Source organism: Peptoniphilus sp. DNF00840 (assembly GCF_001553125.1).
Classification (GTDB): Bacteria; Bacillota; Clostridia; order Tissierellales; family Peptoniphilaceae; genus Peptoniphilus_A; species Peptoniphilus_A vaginalis.
This window is the reverse complement of record NZ_KQ960232.1, coordinates 1-22334: the sequence shown is the minus strand read 5'-3', so window position 1 is coordinate 22334 and position 22334 is coordinate 1. Positions and strand designations below refer to the sequence as shown.

The following is a 22334-nucleotide window of genomic DNA, read 5'->3' as shown; positions in this document are numbered from 1 at the left end:
AAAGATGAAAAATATATTAACTTATATAGAAATTAAAGATGCTGCTCCTATTAAACTTTCTCTAGAATCTCTTTCTAAGGCAAGTGAACTTGCTAAAGAAAAGGGTGGCAAGTCTATTGCTCTTATTGCTTTTGAACTTGCTGATGGAGAATTAGCTAAATTAAAGGCTGCTGGAGCAGAAGAAATTGTACTTGTAAAAAGAGAAGCCTATAATATGGAAGACTTCGCAAACATTATTGTTGAAGTTTCTAAAAAATATGACTGTGAAGACATATTTATCCCAGGGACTCTTGATGGCAAGGACCTAGCTCCATACGCTGCTGCAAGTCTTGACACAGTTTCTATTACTAACGTAATGGACATCAAGTTTGAAGGAGAAGATGTTATTTATGTAACACCATCTTACGGTGCAACTGTTTTAACTGAATCAAAAATTATGAAGGCTCCAAGAATTGCTGTTGTAAGAGCAGGATCCTTTGACAAGAGAGACGACCTTAATGGCGCAGGAAATCTTGTAGAAGAAAATATTGATGAAGTTAAGGACCTAAAGGCTGTTATCAAGGATATTGTTACTTCAAACGAAGGACTTATTAACCTTGAAGATGCTCCAATCATTGTAACTTGTGGTAGAGGTGCATCAACTGATGAAATCTTCCCACTTGTTAAAGAACTAGCTGACGTATTTGGCGCACCAATTTCAGGAACAAGACCTGTTATTGATGATGGTGTACTTCCAAAGGCTTCACAAATTGGTCAATCAGGTAAGATTGTTGCTCCAGCCCTATACATCGGTTGTGGTGTAAGTGGTGCTGTTCAACACCTTTCTGGTATTGAAAACTCAAACTTTATTGTAGCTATTAACAAGGACGAAGACGCTCCTATCTTTAACATAGCTGATATTGGAATTGTTGGAGATTGTAAGCAAGTTCTTCCATTATTTATTGAAGAAGTGAAAAAAATAAAGGCTAACGCTTAATAGGTGGTGACCTGTGAATTATTTAAAGGAATTTGTCATACTCTGTGTATGTCTAATGCTTGGAGTAGCGACAAGACACTTAATAAACTTCCCAATACCTGAGGCAGTTTATGGGATGATCTATCTCTTTATTGCCTTTGCAGTGGGACTTATAGAGCCAGATGATGTTAAGAAAACTTCAAATGGTATCCTTCAAAATCTAGCTATTCTTTTTGTGCCAGCAGGTGTTGGCATTATCAATAGCTATGATGAAATCAAGGGCAAGGCAGGCCTACTTGTGGGACTTGTTATTATTGGTACTGCAATAACAATGGGCCTAACTGGTAAGATTATTGAATTGCTACAAAGGAGGAAAGATGTTTAGTAATAAATATTTTGGTATCATCCTTACTTTTGCAACTTTTGAAATTGGTAAGATGATCAACAAGAAACTAAAGACTCCTTTGGCAAACCCTCTTTTAATATCCATTGCCCTATGTATATTATTTTTAAAGGTAACTGGTATTCCTTATGAAGATTACAAGCAAGGCGGGGACTTTATTATGTTCTTTATCGCACCTGCTACAGTTGCCATGGTAGTTGATTTGTACGAAAACCTTCCAGAACTTAAGAAAAATTTAATCCCAATCTTATCTGGAACAATTTTAGGTTCTGCTATTGCTGTCTTCTTTGTTGTTTTCGTTTCAAGCTTCTTGGGCATTGACGAAAATCTTGTGGTTTCTTCAACTCCACAATCAATCACAACAGCAATTGCAATTTCTCTTTCTGAAGAGTATGGTGGAGCCTCAGCTATAACTGCAGTGCTTGTAGTTATAAGAGGAGTTACTGGAGCAGTAATCGCTCCACTTATTATGAAACTCTTTAGAATCAAGGACCCAACTGCACAAGGAGTTGCCATTGGTACTTCTTCCCATGCTGTTGGTACTTCTGAAGCGAGAAAGCTTGGAGAAATCCAAGGAGCTATGAGTGGACTTTCTATCGCAGTGGCAGGTCTTGTGACTGTAATCCTAATGCCAGTTGCAATGAAAGTTATAGAAATGTTATTTTAATTAATATAAATATAAGTAAAGAATACGTAAAAATTAGGCCTATTGTCTCCCTCAATAGGTCTTTTTTAATGATAAGAAAAACCGAGACTTGTCTCGGTTCTTCTTATCATTATCTTCTATTTTTTATTGCCTCGATTAATCCAGGAACTACATTAAATAAGTCGTCAACAATTCCATAGTGGGCTGTCTTAAAGATGGCAGCGTCTGGGTCGTTGTTGATGGCAATTATTGTTGTGGAATCTTCCATTCCCTTAGTGTGTTGGATTGCTCCAGAAAGTCCAAGGGCAATGTAAAGGTCTGGTCTTACTTGAACTCCAGTTACACCAACTTGTAGGTCCTTGTCACACCAACCAAGGTCTGTTACAGCCTTAGTTGCTCCAACTGCACCGCCAAGTGCTTCTGCAAGTTCTTCTACTAGGTGCCAGTTTTCTGGTCCGCCAAGTCCTCTACCACCAGATACAACAACTTTTGCATTCATTAACTTGTCAAGAAGTGGATTGATTTCTTCTTCTTCAAAGCTTATGAATTTAGTCTTGACATCTTCTGCTGTGATATTTGCATCTTCTTTAATTACTTCAGCTACTCTTGCTTCATCGAAAGGAGCTTCAACGAAGGCCCCTCTACCAATTGTAGCCATCATAGTTTCAGAAAGGATTCTAATGTCGCAGAATAATTTTCCATCAAAGGATGGTCTGATCCACTTTATGTCTTCCTTGTCTTCAGTTAGTTCAAGGTTAGAACAGTCGGCAACAAGTCCAACTCCTCTTTTTGCTGAAACCCTACCTGCAAGGTCACGACCATCGTGTGATGCTGGAAGCATAACTATTGCTGGATCGTATTTATCCATTAGGCCTTCTAGGACTTTGGCATAGGCACAAGTGTTGTAATTTTCTAGAAGTTCATCAGATACTTGGATTACCTTGTCGGCTCCAAGATTGCCTGATAGTTTTACCTTGTCATCATTATTGTAGCCAATTTCTACTGCTACAAGTTCTTTATCTAAATCATCAGAAAGTTCTCTTGCTATAGACATCATTTCTTTAGTTATAAGTGAAAGTGAGCCTTCTGAAGTTTCATTTACTACCCAAATATTTCCTTTTTTCATATTATCACCTACACTAACACTTTTGAGTCTTCAATTATCTTAACAATTGCTTCTATGTTCTTTTCAGAAGAACCTTCATCAATTATGTTGCCTGTTTCATTCTTGTCTGGAGCTGAAAGGTCTGTTACCACTGTAAGGGATCCCTTTTGTCCAATCTTGTCAAGGTCAAGCCCAAGTAATTCAGAAGTTAAGTTATGAATTTCTTTTTCTTTTGCGATATTAGATCTCTTTAGGGCAAACTTTGAAGGTTTGTTAACTGAACCCTTTAGGGCAGATGCAAGGAAAGGCGTCTTTAAGGAAACTGTTTCAGTTCCGTCAGCAGTCCTTCTCTTAACTTCAAATTCGCCATCCTTGTAGTTGATGTCGGAAATGTAAGTCACTTGGTTTATGCCAAGTCTTTCGGCAATTTGTGGACCGATTTGTCCAGTGTCTCCGTCCATAGTTTGGTCGCCAGTGAAGATTATATCGTAGTCGCCAATGTGCTTAATAGCTTCTGAAAGGGCATAAGAAGTTGCATAAGTGTCAGAACCTTTGAACTCTTCGCCTTCTAATAAGTAGGCTTCTTCTGCTCCCATTTGGATACATTCACGAAGATATTTTTCTGCGTCTTGTGGTCCCATAGTTAGGACGTCAATTTGTACATTTTCTTCAACTTGTTCAGTGACATTAAGTGCAAATTTTAAACCACAAAGGTCTGATGGGTTAATAACTGTTTTGATCCCATCTCTCTTTAAGTTCTTTGTTTCCGGATCTATTTTTGCATTTGTAGTGTCAGGAACAATTTTCATTAGTAATAATATTTTCATAGTTCCTCCTAAAATTTTATTCCATATGTCTATATCATACCCAAAAAGGTTGAAAGTATTAATAAAAAATTTAAATAATTGATAAAAATAATCAAAAATTTTTAAGTTTTATTTTGTGGAATTTTTGTAATTTTTAATGAACTTATAAATTTTTACAAGCCTATTAACATGGAGAGGATAAGAATTTTTTTACTTCATCGAAGTCTGTGAGTTAATAAAAATTTATGAGTTCTTAAATTTTTATTAACTCATAAATTTTTGCGAAGTCACAAGCTTTTTCTACTTCATAAATTTTTACGACTTTATAAACTTTTACAAAATCATAATTTTTTACAAAGTAATCAACTTCAACAAACTCATAAATTCTTGTGGCTTTATTAAAATAATTATCATAAAAATTTTAAGAGAAGATAATTTTTCGGGGTATATTAAATATTGAAAGTTGTTATCAATTTAAAAATTTAAATATAAGGAGGACAATATGTCACAAATAGGAAAGAAAATACCTGAGTTTAAAACTATGGGCTATGCACCTAGTAAGGAAGAGTTTGTAGAAGTTACTAATAAGGACTTTGAAGGCAAATGGACAGTTCTAATGTTCTATCCTGCTGACTTTACTTTCGTATGCCCAACTGAACTTGAAGATATGCAAGAACAATATGGCAAACTAAAGGAACTTGGAGCAGAAGTTTACTCAATGTCAACTGATACTCACTTCGTTCACAAGGCATGGCACGACCACTCTGAAGCTATTAACAAGCTTGAGTTCACAATGTTAGCTGATCCTCACAAGTCTATTGCAAGGGACTTTGATGTTCTTGATGAAGAAGCTGGTCTTGCACAAAGAGCAACTTTTATCATTGATCCAGATGGAGTTATCCAAACTCTAGAAATCAATGCTGATGGAATTGGTCGTGATGCAAGCCAAGTTTATGACAAGATTCGTGCAGGTCAATTTGTAAGAAACAATCCTGGTCAAGTTTGTCCAGCAAAATGGAAGCAATCAGGAGAAACTTTAACTCCAGGTCTAGACCTAGTTGGTAAGATTTAATGTTAGATCAAAATTTAAAAAATCAGGTTAAGGGATATTTACAACTTCTCGAGAGGGAGGTTGTAATTTCTATTAGCCTTGATGATTCAGAAAATTCAAAAAAGTTAAGGGACTTTGTTGATGAAGTAGCTAGCCTTACAGACAAGATTAAGCTAGAGGAAGCTGATTTGAAGTTTAAGCCAAGCTTTAGTCTTTCATCTGGGTCTGTAAGTGGAATTACTTTTGCTGGACTTCCTCTAGGTCATGAGTTTGAGTCCTTTATCCTTGCCCTCTTGCAAGTTGGAGGTCGTCCTCCAAAGATTGATGACAAGACTAGGAAGAGGATAGAGGCCCTTGATGAGGAAATGGATTTTGAAACTATGGTTAGCCTATCCTGCCACAATTGTCCTGAAGTTATTCAGTCCCTAAACATTATGGCGGTCTTAAATCCAAAGATTAGGCACACAATGGTTGACGGGTCTGTATTCACAGACTACGTTGAGGACCTTGGGGTCTTGGCAGTTCCAACAACTTACTTAAACGCTGAAGTCTTTAATAATGGCAAGGCTTCTTTAGATGAAATCCTAAACAAGATTAGTCATGAAGAAGTGGACTTAAAGCTAGAGGAAAAACCTGTCTTTGACAGCCTTGTTATTGGCGGTGGACCTGGTGGAGCAACAGCTGCCATCTATGGAGCTAGAAAGGGAATAAAAGTTGGACTTGTGGCTGAAGAATTTGGCGGTCAAGTTAAGGAAACTCTTTCGATAGAAAACATCACTGGTATTGAGTACACAGAGGGACCAAAGTACATGGATGATGTGAAGGCTCATCTGGACAAGTACAAGGTGGAAATTATTGAAGGTGCAAGTGTTACTGGCATAGAAGAAGGCAAGCCTTTAAAAGTTATTACTAATAGGGGAGAGCTCTTTGCCAAGACAATAATAATTGCCACTGGTGCCAAGTGGAGGTTAATTGGAATTCCTGGAGAAATAGAATTTAGGAATAAGGGCGTTGCCTACTGCACACACTGTGACGGTCCACTCTTTAAGGGTAAGAAGGTAACAGTAATAGGTGGTGGAAACTCTGGTGTCGAAGCTGCCATTGATCTTGCCAGCCTTGCCAAGGAAGTCTTAGTCCTAGAATTTTTGCCAGAACTAAAGGCAGATAAGGTTCTTCAAGACAAGCTAAGGGAATTTAAAAATGTAAGAATAGTTACTAATGCAGAAACCCAAGCCTTGACTGGAGAAAAAGTTTTGGAAAAAATTTCTTACAAGGACAGGATAAGTGGCAAAGTCATAGAAGAAAATACTGAAGGCTGCTTTATCCAAGTTGGACTTGTGCCAATGACTGAATGGGCAGATATGGTGGAAAAAAATTCTCGTGGAGAAATTATTGTAGATGAATTTGGGGCAACAAGCCTTGAAGGAGTTTACGGAGCAGGTGACTGCACTAACTCTGCCTTTAAGCAAATTGTTATTGCAGAAGGGTCTGGTGCAACAGCTGCCCTAGGAGCCTACAATTATTTAATGACTAAGTCTAAGTAATCTTCTCAAAGTTGGAAAAATTATAAAAGTAAAAATTAGCAATAAAAGTGCAAGAAAAGTATGGTGGTCTGCCATACTTTTTTTGTTTCTTCTATAATAAGGGTTAGGCATAGGACTATCTTAGAAAATATTTTATAAACAAAAGATTTGTTTAGCGAAAAAATTTTTACGAGATAAGTTAGAAAAATTTATAAAAAATAAAAGCCTATATTAATAGGAAGAAAATTTTTAAAAGCGATTAAGTTATAAAAAATAAATTTTTAAAAGTAGTTAAGTTATAAAAAATAAAATTGAAAAAATTATTTATTAATAATAGGAAGAAAATTAAAAATAATTTTGTAAATAAATATAAAGTCTTGCAAATAGAGGACTTTTAGACTATATTAGAAGGAGCACCTATAAACTTAGATGCAAAAAATTTTAACGAAAGTATTCTTAATAAAAAATCTGAAGAAATTCAAAAAAACCTGTAAATTTCCTTTACAAGTGGGATTTTTTATTATATAATATTTGAGCGTTTAAAAAAGAATGTTGCGATGAAGTCATAAGTTGCTTGAGACTTTGTTGAAAAAAAGGAGTTTCAAGGTAATTATGGCCGAGAAGTCCAAGCTGGACTTGGGCGTGGGTTATTTTTTTCAAATGTGCCCTTTTTACACACCAGGGTGCGTGTATCGATAACCCCATTCGCAAGTAAGGCTTTAGCGAATAGGAGGTAAATATGTCTAACAAAGGCAAACAAAAAATCAGAATTAAACTTAAAGCTTATGATCACGAACTACTTGACAATTCAGCGCTAAGAATTGTTGATGCTGCTAAGAAGAGCGGTGCAGAAGTATCTGGACCAATTCCTCTTCCAACAGAAAAGGAAATCATCACAATTATAAGAGCTGTACACAAGTACAAGGATTCAAGAGAACAATTTGAGCAAAGAACTCACAAGCGTCTAATTGATATATTAAACCCTACACAAAAAACTGTAGATTCACTTATGAAGTTAAATCTACCAGCTGGTGTAGATATTGAAATTAAACTTTAAAACTTTGCTTTATATGACTTCTAAATAGAAGTCCGCTGTAAATATTAGGAGGTGCAACATGAAATATTTAGTAGGTAAAAAAATTGGCATGACCCAAATTTTTGATGAAGAGGGTACTGTCACTCCTGTCTCAGTTATTGAAGTAGAACCAAATGTTGTTGTGCAAAAGAAAACAATCGAAAGCGATGGATACAACGCTATCCAAGTTGCAGCACAAGAGGTTAAGGAAAGAAGATTAAACAAACCTGAGAAGGGACATTTTGACAAGGCTGGTGTAGGATACAGAAAACATCTTTCAGAATTCAGAACTGACGATGTAGAATCTTACAACTTAGGCGATGAAATAAAAGTAGATTTATTTGAAGTTGGAGAACACGTTGATGTTGTTGGAACTTCAAAGGGTAAAGGAACTGCTGGTATTATCAAACGTCACAACTTCGGACGTGGTAGAGAAACTCACGGTTCTAAATTCCACAGAATGCCAGGTGGTATGGGAGCTGCTTCTTATCCAGGAAAAGTTTGGAAAAACCACAGAATGGCTGGAAAAATGGGTAACGAAAGAGTTACTGTACAAAACTTAGAAATCGTAAGAATAGATACAGATAAAAATTTAATTTTAGTTAAGGGTGCTATTCCAGGACCTAAGAAGGGAACTGTTAGAATTAAAAGCACTGTTAAAATAACTAAATAAGATAGGGAGGTTAAGAAATGCCTAAAATTCAAATGATTGACATTAAGGGAAATCCTGTTGAAGAAGTCGAACTAAGTGAAGGGCTATTTGCTGCTCCTGTTAGCACTCATGCTGTTTATTTAGTTGTTAAAAATATTTTAGCTAACAAAAGACAAGGTACTCACTCTGCTAAGACACGTGCTGAAGTTCGTGGAGGCGGAAGAAAGCCTTGGAGACAAAAGGGAACTGGTCGTGCAAGACAAGGTTCTATTAGATCACCTCAATGGAGAGGCGGTGGAGTTGTATTCGCTAAGAAGCCAAGAGATTACTCTTACACAACTCCTAAGAAGGCTAGAAGAGTTGCTCTTAAGTCAGTTCTTACTAGCAAGTTACAAGACGGCGAAATGATTCTTGTTGATTCCATCCAAATGGAAGAAGCTAAGACAAAAGTTTTTGCTAACATCTTAAAGAATATTGGTGCTGGTAAGAAAGCACTTGTAGTTGTTAATGATGACGAAAAAGATGTTCAAAGAGCAGCAAGAAACATCGCTGGTGTTAAAACATCAAGAGCTACAGACATTAACGTATATGACTTATTAAAGTACGATAACCTTGTTATCACAAAGTCTGCACTTGATGTTGTTGAGGAGGTTTTTAACTGATGAATAAATTTGACGTTATAAAAAGACCTTTAGTCACTGAACAAAGTATGGACATGATGGCAGAAAACAAATACACTTTTGAAGTTGTTAAAACTGCTACAAAACCTGAAATCAGAGAAGCTGTTGAAGAAATCTTCGGCGTTAAGGTTGAAAAAGTATATACAATAAATATGCGTGGTAAACTTAAAAGACAAGGAGTTCATCAAGGAAGACGTCCTTCATGGAAAAAGGCTATAGTTAAGCTTACTGATGACTCAGAGCCGATAGAATTTTTTGATTCTATCTGATAGTAGGAGGTATTAATAATGGCGATTAGAGGATTTAAACCTACAACTCCTTCCCGTAGAAAGATGACAGTTGCTACATTCGAAGAGATAACTAAGACAACACCTGAAAGATCTCTTGTAACAACTATCAACAAGACTGCCGGTAGAAATGCTCACGGTAGAATTACTAGTAGACACAGAGGCGGCGGAGTTAAAAGAAAATACAGAATTATAGATTTAAAGAGAGATAAAGACAATATTCCTGCAAGAGTAGCAGCTATTGAATATGATCCATACAGAACAGCTTACATTGCTCTTCTAAACTATGCTGATGGTGAAAAAAGATACATCATCCAACCAAATGGTTTAAAGGTAGGAGATGTAGTTGAATCTGGTTCAGATGCAGATATTAAAGTTGGTAACACACTAAGACTTGCTGACATTCCAGTTGGTACAACAGTACACAACATCGAAATGACTCCAGGTAAGGGTGGACAAATTGCAAGATCTGCTGGTTCATCTGCACAACTTATGGCAAAAGAAGGAAAGTTCGCTCAACTTAGACTTCCTTCAGGTGAATTTAGATTAATCGACCTAAGATGTAGGGCAACTATTGGACAAGTTGGAAATATTTCTCATGAACTTATCACTTTAGGTAAGGCAGGTAAGAGCAGATATCTTGGAAAGAGACCTCACGTAAGAGGATCTGCAATGAACCCTGTTGATCACCCTCATGGTGGTGGGGAAGGTAGAACTCCAATTGGTAGACCTTCACCAATGACTCCTTGGGGCAAGAAAGCTCTAGGACTTAAGACTAGAAAGAAATCTAAAAAATCTGACATGTACATTGTAAGAAGAAGAACTAAGTAATCGGAGGGTATTAATGAGTAGATCAATAAAAAAAGGACCATTTGCTGATGAACACCTTCTAAAGAAGGTTGACGAGCTTAATGATAAGAACGAACACAAAGTAATTAAAACTTGGTCTCGTCGCTCAACTATTTTCCCTGAATTTGTTTCTCACACAATTGCTGTTCACGACGGCAGAAAACATGTGCCAGTATACATTACTGAAGACATGGTAGGACATAAATTAGGTGAATTTGTTCCAACAAGAACATATAGAGGCCATGGCGGCAAGAGCGAAAAGAGTACTACACTTAAGTAAGGAGGGTTATAATGCAAGCACAAGCAATTGCTAAATATGTAAGAATATCACCTCTAAAGGTGAACTATATTTGCGCAGAAATACGCGGAAAAAGCGTTGATGAAGCCCTCTCTATTTTAAAGTTTACTAATAAAAGAGGAGCTCATGAACTATATAAGGTACTACATTCAGCTGTAGCTAACGCTGAAAACAACCTTAACCTAGACAGAGGAGATCTTTATGTTAAAAAGGCTTACGCAAACGAAGGCCCAACAATGAAGAGATTCCGTCCTAAGGCTAAAGGTATGGCTTATCCAATTTTAAAGAGATCAAGTCACATTGGCGTTGTAGTAGCAGAAAGAGAGTAAGGAGGTAGAGAATGGGTCAAAAAGTAAACCCACATGGACTTCGTGTTGGAGTAATCAAAGATTGGGATTCAAAATGGTACGCAGATAAGAAAAATTTTGCCGATCTATTAGTTGAAGACAACAATATTAGAAATTACGTAAAGAAAAAACTTTATGCTGCAGGTATCTCTAAAATCGAAATCGAAAGAGCTGCTAATAGAGTTAAAATTTCTATTAATACAGCAAAGCCTGGTATGGTAATTGGCCGTGGCGGTGCTGGAGTTGAAGAACTAAGAACTGAAATTGAAAAACTTACAGATAAATCTGTTGTAATAAATGTAGAAGAAATTAAAAACCCAGACCTAGATGCACAAATTGTTGCTGAAGGTATTGCTGAAGCTCTTGAAAGAAGAGTTGCATTTAGACGTGCTATGAAACAAGCAATCCAAAGAACTATGCGTCAAGGAGCACTTGGTATTAAGACTTCTGTTGCAGGTCGTGTTGGTGGTGCCGACATGGCAAGAACTGAAGGATATTCTGAAGGAACTATTCCTCTACAAACTTTAAGAGCTGACATTGACTACGGTTTTGCTGAAGCTGATACAACTTACGGAAAACTAGGCGTTAAAGTTTGGTTATACAAGGGTGAAGTTCTTCCTGAAATCGAAGACGAAAGAGGAAGAAAACCTAGAGATAATAGAGATAACAGAAATCGCAAGAAACGCGATAACAAAAACAATAATTTCAATAGAAATAACAGAAAAGACAATAAAAATAAAGAGTCTTAAAGAAGGGAGGAATAGTCATGTTGATGCCTAAGAGAGTAAAATATCGTAAAGTTCACAGAGGCAGAATGAAGGGCAAGGCTATGCGTGGTAATGAGCTTGCATACGGCGAATATGGTATAAAAGCTTTAGAACCTTGTTGGATAACTTCAAATCAAATAGAAGCGGCACGTCGTGCTATGACAAGATATATTCGTAGAGGTGGAAATATCTGGATTAAGATTTTCCCAGACAAACCTGTTACAGAAAAGCCTGCTGAAACTCGTATGGGTTCCGGTAAAGGTGCACCAGAATACTGGGTAGCAGTTGTTAAACCAGGAAGAGTTTTATTTGAAATGGGTGGTGTTTCAGAAGAAGTTGCAAGAGAAGCTATGAGACTTGCATCAATGAAACTCCCTATTAAAACAAAATTCGTTATGAAAGATAAGGATGGTGACTCAAATGAAGGCTAATGAAATTCGCAAGATGTCTAGCGAAGATTTAAATAATAAAGTTAATGAACTTAAAAATGAACTTTTTAATTTGAGATTTAGATTGGCAACTGGCCAACTTGACAATCCATCAAGTATTAAAAGTGTTAAAAGAGATATAGCAAGAGTAAAAACGATCATTAGAGAACGTGAACTTGAAGTTGGAAAGGAGGCTTAATCTCATGGAAAGAAATTCAAGAAAAACTATAACAGGAATTGTTGTAAGCAATAAGATGGATAAGACTATTGTAGTTCAAACTGAGACTTTAAAGACTCATCCAATCTATAAGAAGAGATTTAAGAAGTCTACTAATTTCAAGGCTCATGATGAAAATAATGAATGTGGTATTGGTGATCGCGTAAGAGTTATGGAAACTAGACCACTAAGTAAAGATAAAAGATGGAGACTTGTAGAAATTATTGAAAAGGCTCAATAATTTTAGCTTGAAAGGAGAATAACATGATTCAACAAGAAACAAGATTGCGTGTTGCTGACAATTCAGGTGCAAGAGAACTATCTGTTGTTAAAGTCCTTGGTGGTACTAATAGAAGAACAGCCAGCATTGGTGATATTGTAGTATGTTCTGTTAAAAATGCAACACCCGGTGGCGTTGTCAAAAAAGGTTCTGTTGTAAAGGCAGTTATCGTAAGAACAAACAAGGGAATCAGCAGAAAAGACGGATCTTACATCAAATTTGACGACAACGCAGCTGTTGTAATAAAAGATGATAGAAGCCCTGTTGGGACTCGTATTTTTGGACCTGTAACTAGAGAACTTAGAGCTGGAAACTTTATGAAGATCATATCTCTAGCTCCGGAAGTACTATAATTTGGAGGTGTAATATGAGAATTAAAAAAGATGACATCGTAAAAGTTATAGCCGGAAAAGATAAAGGCAAGACTGGTAAAGTCCTAAGAACAATTCCTAAGAAAGACTTAGTTGTTGTAGAAAAGGTTAATGTTGTAACTAAACATATGAAACCAAAGGGACCTCAAGCACCAGGTGGAATTGAAAAAATGGAAGCGCCAATTCATGTATCTAATGTAATGTACTTTGACAGTGCGTCAGGAAAGGCTACTAGAGTTGGTTATAAATTTGAAGACGGAAAAAAAGTTAGATTTGCTAAGTCTAGCGGAAAGACAATTAAGTAGGGGGTAGAATAATGACTTCAAGATTACAAGAAAAATATAAGACAGAAGTTGTGGGCCACCTAATGGAACGCTTCAATTATAAAAGCGTTATGGAAGTACCGAAACTTGAAAAGATCACTATTAACATTGGTCTTGGCGAAGCTAAAGATAACCACAAGGCACTAGAAGCAGCAGTTGAAGACCTAACTATTATTTCAGGTCAAAAGGCACTTGTAACTAAGGCAAGAAAATCTATAGCCAACTTTAAACTTCGTGAAGGTCAAAATGTTGGTGTTAAGGTAACTCTAAGAGGCGATAGAATGTATGATTTCTTAGATAAGCTTATGAATGTTGCTCTTCCAAGAGTAAGAGACTTTAGAGGTGTTAAACCAACTGCATTTGATGGCAGAGGTAACTATGCACTAGGTCTTAAAGAACAACTTATCTTCCCAGAAATCGAATATGATAAAGTAGACACTATTAGAGGTATGGACATCAATATAGTAACTACAGCTAAAACTGATGAAGAAGCTAAAGAATTCCTAGATAAAATGGGAATGCCTTTTGCTAAGGCTTAAGGAGGTACAAAGTGGCTAAAAAATCAATGATTGCTAAACAAAAGAGGAAACAAAAGTATTCTTCTCGTGAATATACTAGATGTAAAATTTGTGGAAGACCACATTCAGTTTTACAAAAATATGGAATATGTAGAATATGCTTTAGAGAACTTGCGTATAAGGGACAAATTCCTGGCGTAAGAAAAGCTAGCTGGTAATAAGCCTTAGATGAAAGGAGGCAAACTGATATGATGACAGACCCAATTGCAGATATGCTATCAAGAATTAGAAATGCAAATAATGCAAGACACAAATCTGTTGATGTTCCTTGTTCAAAGATCAAAAAAGAAATCGCTAAGATTCTTCTTGATGAAGGTTATATCAAAGGATATGACGTTGTTGAAGACGACAAACAAGGAATGATTAAGATAGATCTTAAATATTCTCAAGATGGTGAAAGAGTTATCTCTGGATTAAAGAGAATATCTAAACCGGGACTTAGAGTTTATGTTAAGTGCGACGATGTTCCTAAAGTTCTTGGAGGACTTGGAATAGCAATTATCTCTACATCTAAGGGAATAATTACAGATAAATTGGCAAGACAGGAAAAAGTTGGCGGAGAGGTAATCTGCTACGTTTGGTAATTTGGAGGTGAAAAATGTCAAGAATTGGCAAAAAACCTATTGAAATCCCAAAGGGCGTTGAAGTTAAAATTGACGGCCAAACAGTTACTGTTAAGGGACCAAAGGGTGAACTAACACAATCTTTCGATAAAGATTTAAAAATAGAATTAAATGACGGAGTTCTCACTGTAGAAAGACCAAATGATATTAAAAGAATTAAGGCACTTCACGGTTTAACTAGAACTCTAATTTACAATATGATAATTGGCGTTACAGAAGGTTATACAAAATCTCTAGAAATAGTTGGAACAGGATATAGAGCTGCTAAGAAGGGAAAAGTTCTTTCTCTTAACTTAGGTTTCTCTCACCCTCTTGATATAGAAGATCCAGAAGGTATTGAAGTAGAAGTTCCATCTCCTAACTCAATTATTATTAAAGGTAACGATAAACAACAAGTTGGCGCTTATGCTGCTTACATTAGACGCTTCAGAGAACCTGAACCATATAAGGGTAAGGGTATTAGATATACTGATGAACATGTAAGACGTAAAGTTGGTAAGACTGGTAAGTAAGAAAGGAGAATTTAAGTGTTAAATAAAATTAATAGAAACGAAAACAGAATTAAAAGACACAAAAGAATTAGAAATCACATCTCCGGAACTTCAATGAGGCCTAGACTTTCAGTTTACAGATCATCTAAACATATTTATGCTCAATTAATTGATGATGAAGCTGGCAATACTTTATTAAGTGCATCTACACTTGATAAGGGATTGAATTTAGAAAACACTGGAAATATTGAAGCAGCTAAATCTGTTGGAGAATCTATTGCTAAGAAAGCATTAGAAAAAGGAATTGAAGAAGTTGTCTTTGATAGAAGTGGATATATATTCCACGGTAAAGTCAAAGCACTTGCTGATGCAGCTAGAGAAGCTGGTCTAAAATTCTAAGAAGGAGGAAGTAATGAAGCGTTCATTAATAAATGCGGCAGAACTTGATCTTGAAGAAAGAGTTGTATCTATAAACAGAGTTGCCAAAGTAGTTAAGGGTGGTAGAAACTTTAGGTTCTCAGCTCTTGTAGTAGTTGGTGACAGAAACGGACACGTTGGTGTAGGTACTGGTAAGGCTCTTGAAGTTCCTGAAGCAATAAGAAAAGCAACACAAGATGCTAGAAAGAATATTGTAAGAATTAACTTACTAAACACTTCTATTCCTCATCAAGTAACTGGAATTTATGGTGCAGGTAGAGTTTTCTTAAAGCCAGCAAGAGAAGGTACAGGAGTTATTGCCGGTGGTGCAGTACGTGCTGTATGTGAACTTGCAGGTATTTCTGATATTCGTACTAAAAACATTGGTACTAACAACCCAAGAAATGTAGTTAATGCAACTCTAGAAGGTCTAAAGTCTCTTAAGACTGCAGAATCTGTTGCAAAACTTAGAAATAAATCTGTTGAAGAAATTTTAGGATAGGAGGAAAATCATGAGTACAATTAAAATTAAGCTTGTTAAAAGTCCTATCGGTAAAGTGCCTAAACACAGAAAAACAATCGAAGCTCTTGGTTTTAAGAAGGTAAACCAAGTTATTGAAAAAAATGATACTCCTCAAATTAGAGGAATGTTAAAACAAGTCGATTATATGATCGAAGTAGTAGAATAAGGAGGTGTACCTAATGAAGTTACATGACTTAAGACCTAACGAAGGCGGCGGAGTAAAAGCTAGAAAAAGAATAGGTCGTGGAATTGGTTCCGGTACTGGTAAGACTTCCGGCAAGGGCCACAAAGGACAAAATGCTAGAAGTGGCGGCGGAGTAAGACCTGGATTTGAAGGTGGGCAAATGCCACTATTCAGACGTCTTCCTAAGAGAGGATTTACAAATATCTTTAAGAAAGAATACGCTGTATTAAACGTAGCTGATCTTAATGTATTTGAAGAAGGAACTGAAATCACTCCTGAATTCTTAATCGAAAATAAATTTATTAAAGCTGGTAAGGCTAAAGACGGACTTAGAATCTTGGGAGATGGTGAATTAAATGTTAAATTAACTGTTAAAGCTCAGCATTTCTCAAAATCTGCTATAGAAAAAATTGAGGCTTGCGGAGGAAAGGCCGAGGTGATTTAATGCTCTCTACTTTTAGGGATGCTTGGAAGGTTGAATCTCTTCGTAAGAAGATGCTTTTCACTTTTTTCATGCTTCTATTATATAGACTTGGATCACATATCGCTGTTCCTTATATGAACTCACAAGTGATTTCACAAATTTTTTCTGGATCAGGCGGATCAATTTTCTCCTTCCTTGACTTAATGGCAGGAGGAAACTTTAGAAGATTTACAATATTCGCTGCTAACATTTATCCATATGTTACAGCATCAATCATACTTCAACTTTTGACAATTGCTATTCCTTCATTGGAATCTCTTGCAAAAGAAGGAGAAACTGGTAGAAAGGCTATTGCAAAATACACTAGATACCTTTCTATTGCTATCGCTCTTGTTCAAGCAGTTGGTTATACTTTTGGTCTATTTAGACAAGCAGTTAACGCAACAAGCCCTATTGAATACACAACTATTATCCTATCAATAGTTGCTGGTACAGCGGTACTAATTTGGATAGGAGAACAAATTACTGAACACGGAATTGGAAATGGTATTTCAATCTTAATTTTTGCAGGTATCGTTTCAAGATTCCCACTTGATATAGCTCAATCTGTTGCTCTTGTTAAGGCAGGAAAGTCTAGTCCATTATTCTTAGTGTTATTCGTAATAATTGCTATTGCAATTGTTGTTTTCGTAGTAACACTAACTGAAGGTGAAAGAAGAATTCCTGTACAATATGCAAAGAGAGTTGTTGGTAGAAAGATGTACGGTGGTCAATCCACTCATATTCCAATTAAGGTTTTAATGACTGGTGTTATGCCAATTATCTTTGCTAACTCACTACTTGCTATCCCAGCAACTATTGCTATGTTTACAAGTGAATCAACTAGAAACTGGATTCAAAAGTGGTTAACTCCAGCTGGAGGACCAGGAGCTGTGCTTTATATAATATTTACTGTAATTCTTATTGTATTCTTCACATTCTTCTACACTACAATCCAGTTCAACACTGTTGAATACTCTAAGAACCTTCAAGCTAATGGTGGTTTTATTAGTGGTATTAGAGCAGGAAAACCTACAAGTGATTATTTAGGTAGAACTTTAAATAGGTTAGTTATGCCGGGAGCAATTGCACTTTCTATACTTGCAGTTCTTCCAACTATCCTAACACTTATTTCAGGTCTACAATTCAACTATGGTGGAACATCAATTATCATCGTTGTTGGTGTTGTACTTGAAATCCACAGAGTGTTAGAACAACAATTAATCATGAGAAATTATCGTGGATTCTTAAAGAATAAGTAGGAGGTAATTATGAAATTAGTTATATTGGGACCTCCAGGGGCCGGCAAGGGCACACAAGCTGAATATATTGTTGAAAGATACAATATACCACATATTTCAACTGGAGATATCTTTAGAGAAAATATTAAGAACAACACTGAACTTGGAAAGGAAGCTAAGTCTTATATGGACAAGGGTCTTTTAGTTCCTGATGATCTTGTTATTGCACTTGTTGAAGATAGACTTAACAAGGACGATGCTAAAGAAGGATTTCTACTAGACGGTTTCCCAAGAACTGTAGCTCAAGCTGTTAGTCTTGACTCAATCTTAGATAAGAATGACGACAAGCTAACTAAGGTAATTAACATTTCAGTTGATCCTGAAATCTTAATTGAAAGAGCTGTTGGAAGACGTGTTTGTAAAACTTGTGGAATGACTTATCACGTTAAATTCAATCCTCCAAAGGAAGAAGGAGTTTGTGATAAGGACGGCACTAAGCTTATTCAAAGAGATGACGATACTGAAGAAACTGTAAAGACTAGAATTTCTGTTTACTTTGATCAAACAGCACCTCTTATTGATTACTATAGGGCTCAAAATCTATTAATTGATATTGACGGTGCTAAGGATATTGACAAGGTATTTAACGATATAGTTATTGGTCTCGAATAGTTCATGGATAAAACATTTAGTCTTTTGAAAGGACAAGTGGTAAGATCCAAAAAGGGTAGAGATGAGGGCAAGGTTTATATCATAATGGAAATTATTGATGATGACCTTCTCTTGCTCGTTGATGGAAAACTAAGAAAGCTAGATCGACCAAAGAAAAAAAAGGTAAAACATCTTTATATATATAAGGATGTCATAGATACTGAGGTTAGTGACTTTAGTGACATCTATATTAGAAAGAAACTATTACCTTATAGCTAAAGGAGGATCCTTAATAATATGGCTAAAGAAGATGTAATTGAAGTAGAAGGCGTTGTTGTTGACGCTCTTCCAAATACTCATTTCAAGGTTGAACTTGAAAATGGACATATCATACTTGCTCATATTTCAGGTAAATTGAGAATGAATTATATTAGAATTCTTCCTGGTGATAAGGTGACAGTTGAGCTTTCACCTTACGATCTTACACGAGGTAGAATAACTTGGAGAAAGAAATAATCCAGAGTCAGGAGGCATTTAGATGAAAGTAAGACCATCTGTAAAAAAGATGTGCGAAAAGTGCAAAATAATTAAAAGAAACGGAAGAGTAATGGTAATCTGTGAAAATCCGAAACATAAACAAAGACAGGGATAAGGGAGGTAATTATGGCTAGAATTTCCGGTGTTGATTTACCTAGAGAAAAAAGAGTTGAAATTGGACTCACTTACATCTATGGTATTGGAAAACCCAGATCTCAAGAAATATTAACTGCAGCTGGCGTAGACTTTGACACTCGTGTTAAAGACCTTACAGAAGCAGAACTTGCTAAGATTAGAGAAGAAATAGATAAGTACCACGTAGAAGGTGATTTACGTCGTGATGTTGCTATGAACATCAAGAGACTTCGTGAAATTAACTGCTACCGTGGAAGAAGACATAAAATGGGTCTTCCTGTAAGAGGACAAAAGACTAAGACAAATGCTAGGACAAGAAAAGGTCCTAAGAAACTTGTTTCTAAGGGTAAGTAAGGGGGGACTTAAATGGCAAAAAAACAAAAAGCTACACGTGCTAGAAGACGTGTACGTAAAAATATTGAAAAAGGTGAAGCACATATAGCTTCAACATTTAACAACACTATGGTTACTCTTACTGATATTAACGGTAATGTTATATCTTGGGCTAGTGCTGGACAACTTGGATTTAGAGGTTCAAGAAAGTCTACTCCTTTTGCAGCTCAAGAAGCAGCACAAGAAGCAGCTGAAAAAGCTAAAGAACACGGACTAAAAAGCGTTGACGTATATGTTAAGGGTCCAGGTTCAGGAAGAGAAGCTGCTATTAGATCTCTTCAAGCATCAGGTCTTGAAGTAACAATGATTAAAGATGTTACTCCAATTCCTCACAATGGATGTAGACCACCAAAACGTAGAAGAGTCTAAACTATTTACCGAGAAGGAGGGTACCCATGATTGAAATTGAAAAACCTAGAATTAGTATTGAAGAATTAGATGAATCAGGTTTATATGGCAAGTTTGTCGTTGAACCTCTAGAAGCTGGATTTGGTATCACTATTGGAAATTCCTTAAGAAGAGTGTTACTTTCCTCTCTACCAGGCGCAGCTGTATCTTTTATCAATATACGTGGCGTTGAACATGAATTTGATACAATTCCAGGGGTATTGGAAGATGTACCTGAAATAGTTTTAAATATTAAATCTATAGTTTTAAAGATGACTGAAGATGAGCCTGTAAAACTAGTAATAGAAAAAAAGGGCAAGGGTGAAATAAAAGCCTCTGATATTGAACTTGTTCCGCACGTAAGTGTTATTAATCCAGATCAACATATAGCAACCCTAAATGATGATGCTGATTTCTATCTTGAAATGATGGTGGAAAAGGGAAGAGGCTACGAACCTTCTGAACTTAAGAAGGATGAAATATCTGAAATAGGAATTATTCCTATGGATTCTAACTTCACTCCTGTGGAAAAAGTAAACTGGAAGGTTGAAAACACAAGAGTTGGACAAAGAACAGATTACGATAGATTAATTCTTGAAGTTACAACAGATGGTTCAATGAAAGCTGATGAAGCAACATCTCTTGCAGCAAAAATCTTGACAGAACATCTTGAACTCTTCATTGGCCTAAAAGAACATGTCAGTGAAATAAATTTGATGGTTGAAAAAGAAGAGGATCAAAAGGAAAAAGTTCTCGAAATGACAGTTGAAGAATTAGACTTATCTGTAAGATCATTCAACTGCTTAAAGAGAGCAGGCATAAATAGTGTTGAGGAACTAACTAATAAAACTGAAAGTGAAATGATGAAGGTTAGAAATCTTGGTAGAAAATCTCTACTAGAAGTAACTGAAAAACTTGATGAGTTAGGCTTAAGCCTCAAACCAGAAGAAGAATAAGGAGGATATTATGGCAAAAAATAGAAAACTTGGCCGTAATTCAAGTCATAGACGTGCAATGCTAAGAAACCTTGTTACTTCTCTCTTAGCTGAAGGTAGAATTCAAACTACTCACACAAGAGCAAAAGAAGTTCAAAAAATTGCTGATCGTATGATTACACTTGGAAAAAGAGGCGATCTTCACGCAAGAAGACAAGCTTTAGCATATATTTATTCAGAAGATGTTGTAACAAAACTATTTACTGAGTATGCAGAAAAATATGCTGACAGAAACGGTGGATACACTAGAGTTTTAAAGATGGGTCCAAGACGTGGAGACGGCGCAGAAATTTCAATTCTAGAATTAGTATAAGGAAATCCAATGGGGTTTCCTTTTTTTTATAAACTTTTGGAGGCAATATGCTTTACAAAAAATTGTACAAGTCATTGTTGGGGGACATATTAATAGTGTTCGATGAAGAAGCCTTGCTTGGACTCTACTTAGAGCGTCAAAAAGAATATGAAGAGAGACTAAGAGATAGTGAGATAGTTGAGATTGATGAAACTGCTTTACAGGATTCTAAAGAAGAAGACTATAAAATTTTAAAACTTACAGAAGCTTGGTTAGATAAATATTTCTCAGGAGAAGATCCAGGCTTTATTCCTCCAATTAAAGTTAGAGGAAGTGAATTTAGAAAAGACGTCTGGGACATCTTACTTAAGATAGGCTATGGAGAGACAAGGACCTATAAAGAAGTGGGAGAAGCTTTACTTACAAGTGGGAAGTATGAGAGAGTATCCAACCAGGCAGTTGGTGGAGCAGTAGGTCACAACCCAATCTCTTTGATAATACCCTGCCACAGGGTAATAGGAAGTGATGGGAGTTTAAGAGGGTATGCAGGGGGAATTGAAGTTAAGAGGAAGCTCTTGGAGCTTGAGGGGAAGAGGAAAAAGTAAAAAGGGTTTTTAAAAATGCTTAAAGAAGTTTTCTTTAAAAAGTTTTATTAAAAGCTGACGTTTTTATAATTCTTTCTAAGGAGGGGGAGCCAGGGGCGGGCGAGGCCCCTGACCCCCTCCTTAAACCTCCCCCCTGACCCCATCGCTCTGGCAGGGGCCCGACCCATTAATACGCAAAAAGCTCTCCGACTAAAAATTTCAAACTCGCTTCGCTCAAACAGTGAAATTTTTTTAACGTCTCCGAACTTTTTGCTTACTACCTTATTAGCTTGCAGCATATTGGCAAACTTTAAAAACTCATAAGACTTCAACAAGCTGGGGCGCTCGATTAGTTCACTGCTTAAACCAAAAGTTCAACTTTGTTGTGAAGTTGTGAAAAGTTATCTCCTTACAAATAGTTATTGAGTTGTGTTTTATTGTTATGTTATAAAGATTTGTGACTTCAAAATTAATTCTTAAGATATAGTTTCTTTATGAGTCATGGAAAACAGTTAATTTCTAATTAAATAGAAACTTATAAAAAGATTAAGCTTAATCATTTACCGATTAAGCTTTTTTTGATGCTCAAGTTTTTATAGTTGTTAGGTCTTGGTAAGTAACTTAACATAAGTTTGAACACGTGCAATGGTAAAACCGTGAACTAAGTTTAAAGAACCCCGTAAGGCAAGACAGCCGTTAAAAAATTCAATTGTTTGAGTTAAGCGATTGAATTTATAAATAATGATAAGTTGTAAAATTAAATGCGACACAAATAAA

General features: G+C 36.2%; 38 protein-coding genes. 36 read left to right on the top strand and 2 right to left on the bottom strand.

What is annotated here, in order from left to right:
* Positions 1-4: 4 nt before the first annotated feature.
* From HMPREF1864_RS06290 to HMPREF1864_RS06280, 3 genes are read left to right on the top strand one after another with little or no spacing between them, the layout of a single operon-like run.
* On the top strand, positions 5-976 hold the full coding sequence (locus tag HMPREF1864_RS06290) for an electron transfer flavoprotein subunit alpha/FixB family protein (protein ID WP_062571970.1): 972 nt from the start codon (positions 5-7) through the stop codon (positions 974-976).
* Positions 977-989: 13 nt separating this feature from the next.
* Positions 990-1340: a CidA/LrgA family protein gene (locus HMPREF1864_RS06285; RefSeq protein ID WP_062571969.1), complete on the top strand. Its 351-nt coding sequence runs from the start codon at positions 990-992 to the stop codon at positions 1338-1340.
* Entirely contained in the window at positions 1333-2025 is a 693-nt protein-coding gene (locus HMPREF1864_RS06280; RefSeq protein ID WP_062571968.1) for an LrgB family protein, read from the top strand. The genes HMPREF1864_RS06285 and HMPREF1864_RS06280 overlap by 8 nt, the downstream gene beginning before the upstream one ends.
* Before the next feature lie 109 nt (positions 2026-2134).
* Here HMPREF1864_RS06280 and HMPREF1864_RS06275 read toward each other — a convergent pair whose 3' ends face one another.
* Positions 2135-3130 (bottom strand): electron transfer flavoprotein subunit alpha/FixB family protein, encoded by a 996-nt coding sequence (locus HMPREF1864_RS06275; RefSeq protein ID WP_062571967.1) that lies wholly within the window; start codon positions 3128-3130, stop codon positions 2135-2137.
* 8 nt (positions 3131-3138) lie between these two features.
* On the bottom strand, positions 3139-3936 hold the full coding sequence (locus HMPREF1864_RS06270) for an electron transfer flavoprotein subunit beta/FixA family protein (protein ID WP_062571966.1): 798 nt from the start codon (positions 3934-3936) through the stop codon (positions 3139-3141).
* 481 nt (positions 3937-4417) lie between these two features.
* On the opposite strand from HMPREF1864_RS06270, the gene ahpC reads away from it, so the two are divergent.
* From ahpC to HMPREF1864_RS06105, 33 genes are all read left to right on the top strand, one after another.
* The gene (gene ahpC / locus HMPREF1864_RS06265) at positions 4418-4987 is read left to right on the top strand and encodes an alkyl hydroperoxide reductase subunit C (protein ID WP_062571965.1); all 570 of its coding nucleotides are present in this window, start codon (positions 4418-4420) and stop codon (positions 4985-4987) included.
* Positions 4987-6510 carry an alkyl hydroperoxide reductase subunit F gene (ahpF, locus tag HMPREF1864_RS06260; protein ID WP_062571964.1) on the top strand — a complete coding sequence of 508 codons (1524 nt, stop codon included), beginning with the start codon at positions 4987-4989 and terminating at the stop codon, positions 6508-6510. The genes ahpC and ahpF overlap by 1 nt, the downstream gene beginning before the upstream one ends.
* A 718-nt stretch (positions 6511-7228) precedes the next feature.
* Positions 7229-7546, top strand: a complete 318-nt coding sequence (gene rpsJ, locus HMPREF1864_RS06255) for a 30S ribosomal protein S10 (protein ID WP_005957385.1) — start codon at positions 7229-7231, stop codon at positions 7544-7546.
* 58 nt (positions 7547-7604) lie between these two features.
* Complete coding sequence (gene rplC / locus HMPREF1864_RS06250) at positions 7605-8237, top strand: 50S ribosomal protein L3 (RefSeq protein ID WP_062571963.1); 633 nt, start codon at positions 7605-7607, stop codon at positions 8235-8237.
* Between the two features lie 17 nt (positions 8238-8254).
* The gene (gene rplD, locus HMPREF1864_RS06245) at positions 8255-8878 is read left to right on the top strand and encodes a 50S ribosomal protein L4 (RefSeq protein ID WP_062571962.1); all 624 of its coding nucleotides are present in this window, start codon (positions 8255-8257) and stop codon (positions 8876-8878) included.
* Positions 8878-9165 carry a 50S ribosomal protein L23 gene (gene rplW / locus HMPREF1864_RS06240; protein ID WP_062571961.1) on the top strand — a complete coding sequence of 96 codons (288 nt, stop codon included), beginning with the start codon at positions 8878-8880 and terminating at the stop codon, positions 9163-9165. Before rplD ends, rplW begins: the two co-directional genes overlap by 1 nt.
* An 18-nt stretch (positions 9166-9183) precedes the next feature.
* Complete coding sequence (gene rplB, locus HMPREF1864_RS06235; RefSeq protein ID WP_062571960.1) at positions 9184-10014, top strand: 50S ribosomal protein L2; 831 nt, start codon at positions 9184-9186, stop codon at positions 10012-10014.
* Positions 10015-10027: 13 nt separating this feature from the next.
* Positions 10028-10312, top strand: coding sequence for a 30S ribosomal protein S19 (gene rpsS, locus HMPREF1864_RS06230; RefSeq protein ID WP_005957452.1), 285 nt, complete (start codon positions 10028-10030; stop codon positions 10310-10312).
* Between the two features lie 11 nt (positions 10313-10323).
* Entirely contained in the window at positions 10324-10659 is a 336-nt protein-coding gene (gene rplV / locus HMPREF1864_RS06225; RefSeq protein WP_005957388.1) for a 50S ribosomal protein L22, read from the top strand.
* A gap of 11 nt (positions 10660-10670) precedes the next feature.
* On the top strand, positions 10671-11426 hold the full coding sequence (rpsC, locus tag HMPREF1864_RS06220; protein WP_062571959.1) for a 30S ribosomal protein S3: 756 nt from the start codon (positions 10671-10673) through the stop codon (positions 11424-11426).
* A gap of 17 nt (positions 11427-11443) precedes the next feature.
* Positions 11444-11875: a 50S ribosomal protein L16 gene (gene rplP / locus HMPREF1864_RS06215; RefSeq protein WP_005957418.1), complete on the top strand. Its 432-nt coding sequence runs from the start codon at positions 11444-11446 to the stop codon at positions 11873-11875.
* Positions 11865-12071, top strand: a complete 207-nt coding sequence (gene rpmC / locus HMPREF1864_RS06210) for a 50S ribosomal protein L29 (protein WP_060800689.1) — start codon at positions 11865-11867, stop codon at positions 12069-12071. The genes rplP and rpmC overlap by 11 nt, the downstream gene beginning before the upstream one ends.
* Before the next feature lie 4 nt (positions 12072-12075).
* On the top strand, positions 12076-12330 hold the full coding sequence (rpsQ, locus tag HMPREF1864_RS06205; protein ID WP_062571958.1) for a 30S ribosomal protein S17: 255 nt from the start codon (positions 12076-12078) through the stop codon (positions 12328-12330).
* 23 nt (positions 12331-12353) lie between these two features.
* On the top strand, positions 12354-12722 hold the full coding sequence (gene rplN / locus HMPREF1864_RS06200; protein ID WP_062571957.1) for a 50S ribosomal protein L14: 369 nt from the start codon (positions 12354-12356) through the stop codon (positions 12720-12722).
* Between the two features lie 14 nt (positions 12723-12736).
* Positions 12737-13045, top strand: a complete 309-nt coding sequence (gene rplX, locus HMPREF1864_RS06195; protein WP_005957468.1) for a 50S ribosomal protein L24 — start codon at positions 12737-12739, stop codon at positions 13043-13045.
* Between the two features lie 11 nt (positions 13046-13056).
* Positions 13057-13602 (top strand): 50S ribosomal protein L5, encoded by a 546-nt coding sequence (rplE, locus tag HMPREF1864_RS06190; RefSeq protein WP_062571956.1) that lies wholly within the window; start codon positions 13057-13059, stop codon positions 13600-13602.
* Positions 13603-13613: 11 nt separating this feature from the next.
* On the top strand, positions 13614-13799 hold the full coding sequence (locus tag HMPREF1864_RS06185; protein ID WP_005957510.1) for a type Z 30S ribosomal protein S14: 186 nt from the start codon (positions 13614-13616) through the stop codon (positions 13797-13799).
* A gap of 30 nt (positions 13800-13829) precedes the next feature.
* Positions 13830-14225, top strand: a complete 396-nt coding sequence (rpsH, locus tag HMPREF1864_RS06180; protein ID WP_062571955.1) for a 30S ribosomal protein S8 — start codon at positions 13830-13832, stop codon at positions 14223-14225.
* Positions 14226-14239: 14 nt separating this feature from the next.
* A complete protein-coding gene (gene rplF / locus HMPREF1864_RS06175) occupies positions 14240-14776 on the top strand; it encodes a 50S ribosomal protein L6 (RefSeq protein ID WP_062571954.1) in 537 nt (178 codons plus the stop codon).
* 15 nt (positions 14777-14791) lie between these two features.
* On the top strand, positions 14792-15154 hold the full coding sequence (gene rplR, locus HMPREF1864_RS06170; protein ID WP_062571953.1) for a 50S ribosomal protein L18: 363 nt from the start codon (positions 14792-14794) through the stop codon (positions 15152-15154).
* Between the two features lie 13 nt (positions 15155-15167).
* Positions 15168-15674 (top strand): 30S ribosomal protein S5, encoded by a 507-nt coding sequence (gene rpsE / locus HMPREF1864_RS06165; RefSeq protein ID WP_062571952.1) that lies wholly within the window; start codon positions 15168-15170, stop codon positions 15672-15674.
* 10 nt (positions 15675-15684) lie between these two features.
* Positions 15685-15861, top strand: a complete 177-nt coding sequence (gene rpmD / locus HMPREF1864_RS06160; RefSeq protein WP_062571951.1) for a 50S ribosomal protein L30 — start codon at positions 15685-15687, stop codon at positions 15859-15861.
* A gap of 13 nt (positions 15862-15874) precedes the next feature.
* Positions 15875-16324: a 50S ribosomal protein L15 gene (gene rplO / locus HMPREF1864_RS06155; RefSeq protein WP_062571950.1), complete on the top strand. Its 450-nt coding sequence runs from the start codon at positions 15875-15877 to the stop codon at positions 16322-16324.
* Entirely contained in the window at positions 16324-17604 is a 1281-nt protein-coding gene (gene secY, locus HMPREF1864_RS06150; protein WP_062571949.1) for a preprotein translocase subunit SecY, read from the top strand. Before rplO ends, secY begins: the two co-directional genes overlap by 1 nt.
* A gap of 9 nt (positions 17605-17613) precedes the next feature.
* Positions 17614-18255: an adenylate kinase gene (locus HMPREF1864_RS06145; protein ID WP_062571948.1), complete on the top strand. Its 642-nt coding sequence runs from the start codon at positions 17614-17616 to the stop codon at positions 18253-18255.
* A gap of 36 nt (positions 18256-18291) precedes the next feature.
* The gene (locus HMPREF1864_RS06140; RefSeq protein WP_231723510.1) at positions 18292-18513 is read left to right on the top strand and encodes a KOW domain-containing RNA-binding protein; all 222 of its coding nucleotides are present in this window, start codon (positions 18292-18294) and stop codon (positions 18511-18513) included.
* 18 nt (positions 18514-18531) lie between these two features.
* Complete coding sequence (infA, locus tag HMPREF1864_RS06135) at positions 18532-18750, top strand: translation initiation factor IF-1 (RefSeq protein WP_005957367.1); 219 nt, start codon at positions 18532-18534, stop codon at positions 18748-18750.
* A 22-nt stretch (positions 18751-18772) separates the two neighbouring features.
* Positions 18773-18886 carry a 50S ribosomal protein L36 gene (gene rpmJ / locus HMPREF1864_RS06130; RefSeq protein WP_005957387.1) on the top strand — a complete coding sequence of 38 codons (114 nt, stop codon included), beginning with the start codon at positions 18773-18775 and terminating at the stop codon, positions 18884-18886.
* Positions 18887-18897: 11 nt separating this feature from the next.
* Complete coding sequence (gene rpsM, locus HMPREF1864_RS06125) at positions 18898-19260, top strand: 30S ribosomal protein S13 (protein WP_005957375.1); 363 nt, start codon at positions 18898-18900, stop codon at positions 19258-19260.
* Positions 19261-19272: 12 nt separating this feature from the next.
* On the top strand, positions 19273-19668 hold the full coding sequence (rpsK, locus tag HMPREF1864_RS06120) for a 30S ribosomal protein S11 (RefSeq protein WP_005957371.1): 396 nt from the start codon (positions 19273-19275) through the stop codon (positions 19666-19668).
* A gap of 26 nt (positions 19669-19694) precedes the next feature.
* Positions 19695-20642, top strand: coding sequence for a DNA-directed RNA polymerase subunit alpha (locus HMPREF1864_RS06115; protein ID WP_062571947.1), 948 nt, complete (start codon positions 19695-19697; stop codon positions 20640-20642).
* Between the two features lie 10 nt (positions 20643-20652).
* A complete protein-coding gene (gene rplQ / locus HMPREF1864_RS06110; protein WP_062571946.1) occupies positions 20653-20994 on the top strand; it encodes a 50S ribosomal protein L17 in 342 nt (113 codons plus the stop codon).
* Between the two features lie 47 nt (positions 20995-21041).
* Positions 21042-21578, top strand: a complete 537-nt coding sequence (locus tag HMPREF1864_RS06105) for a methylated-DNA--[protein]-cysteine S-methyltransferase (protein WP_062571945.1) — start codon at positions 21042-21044, stop codon at positions 21576-21578.
* Positions 21579-22334 lie beyond the last annotated feature (756 nt).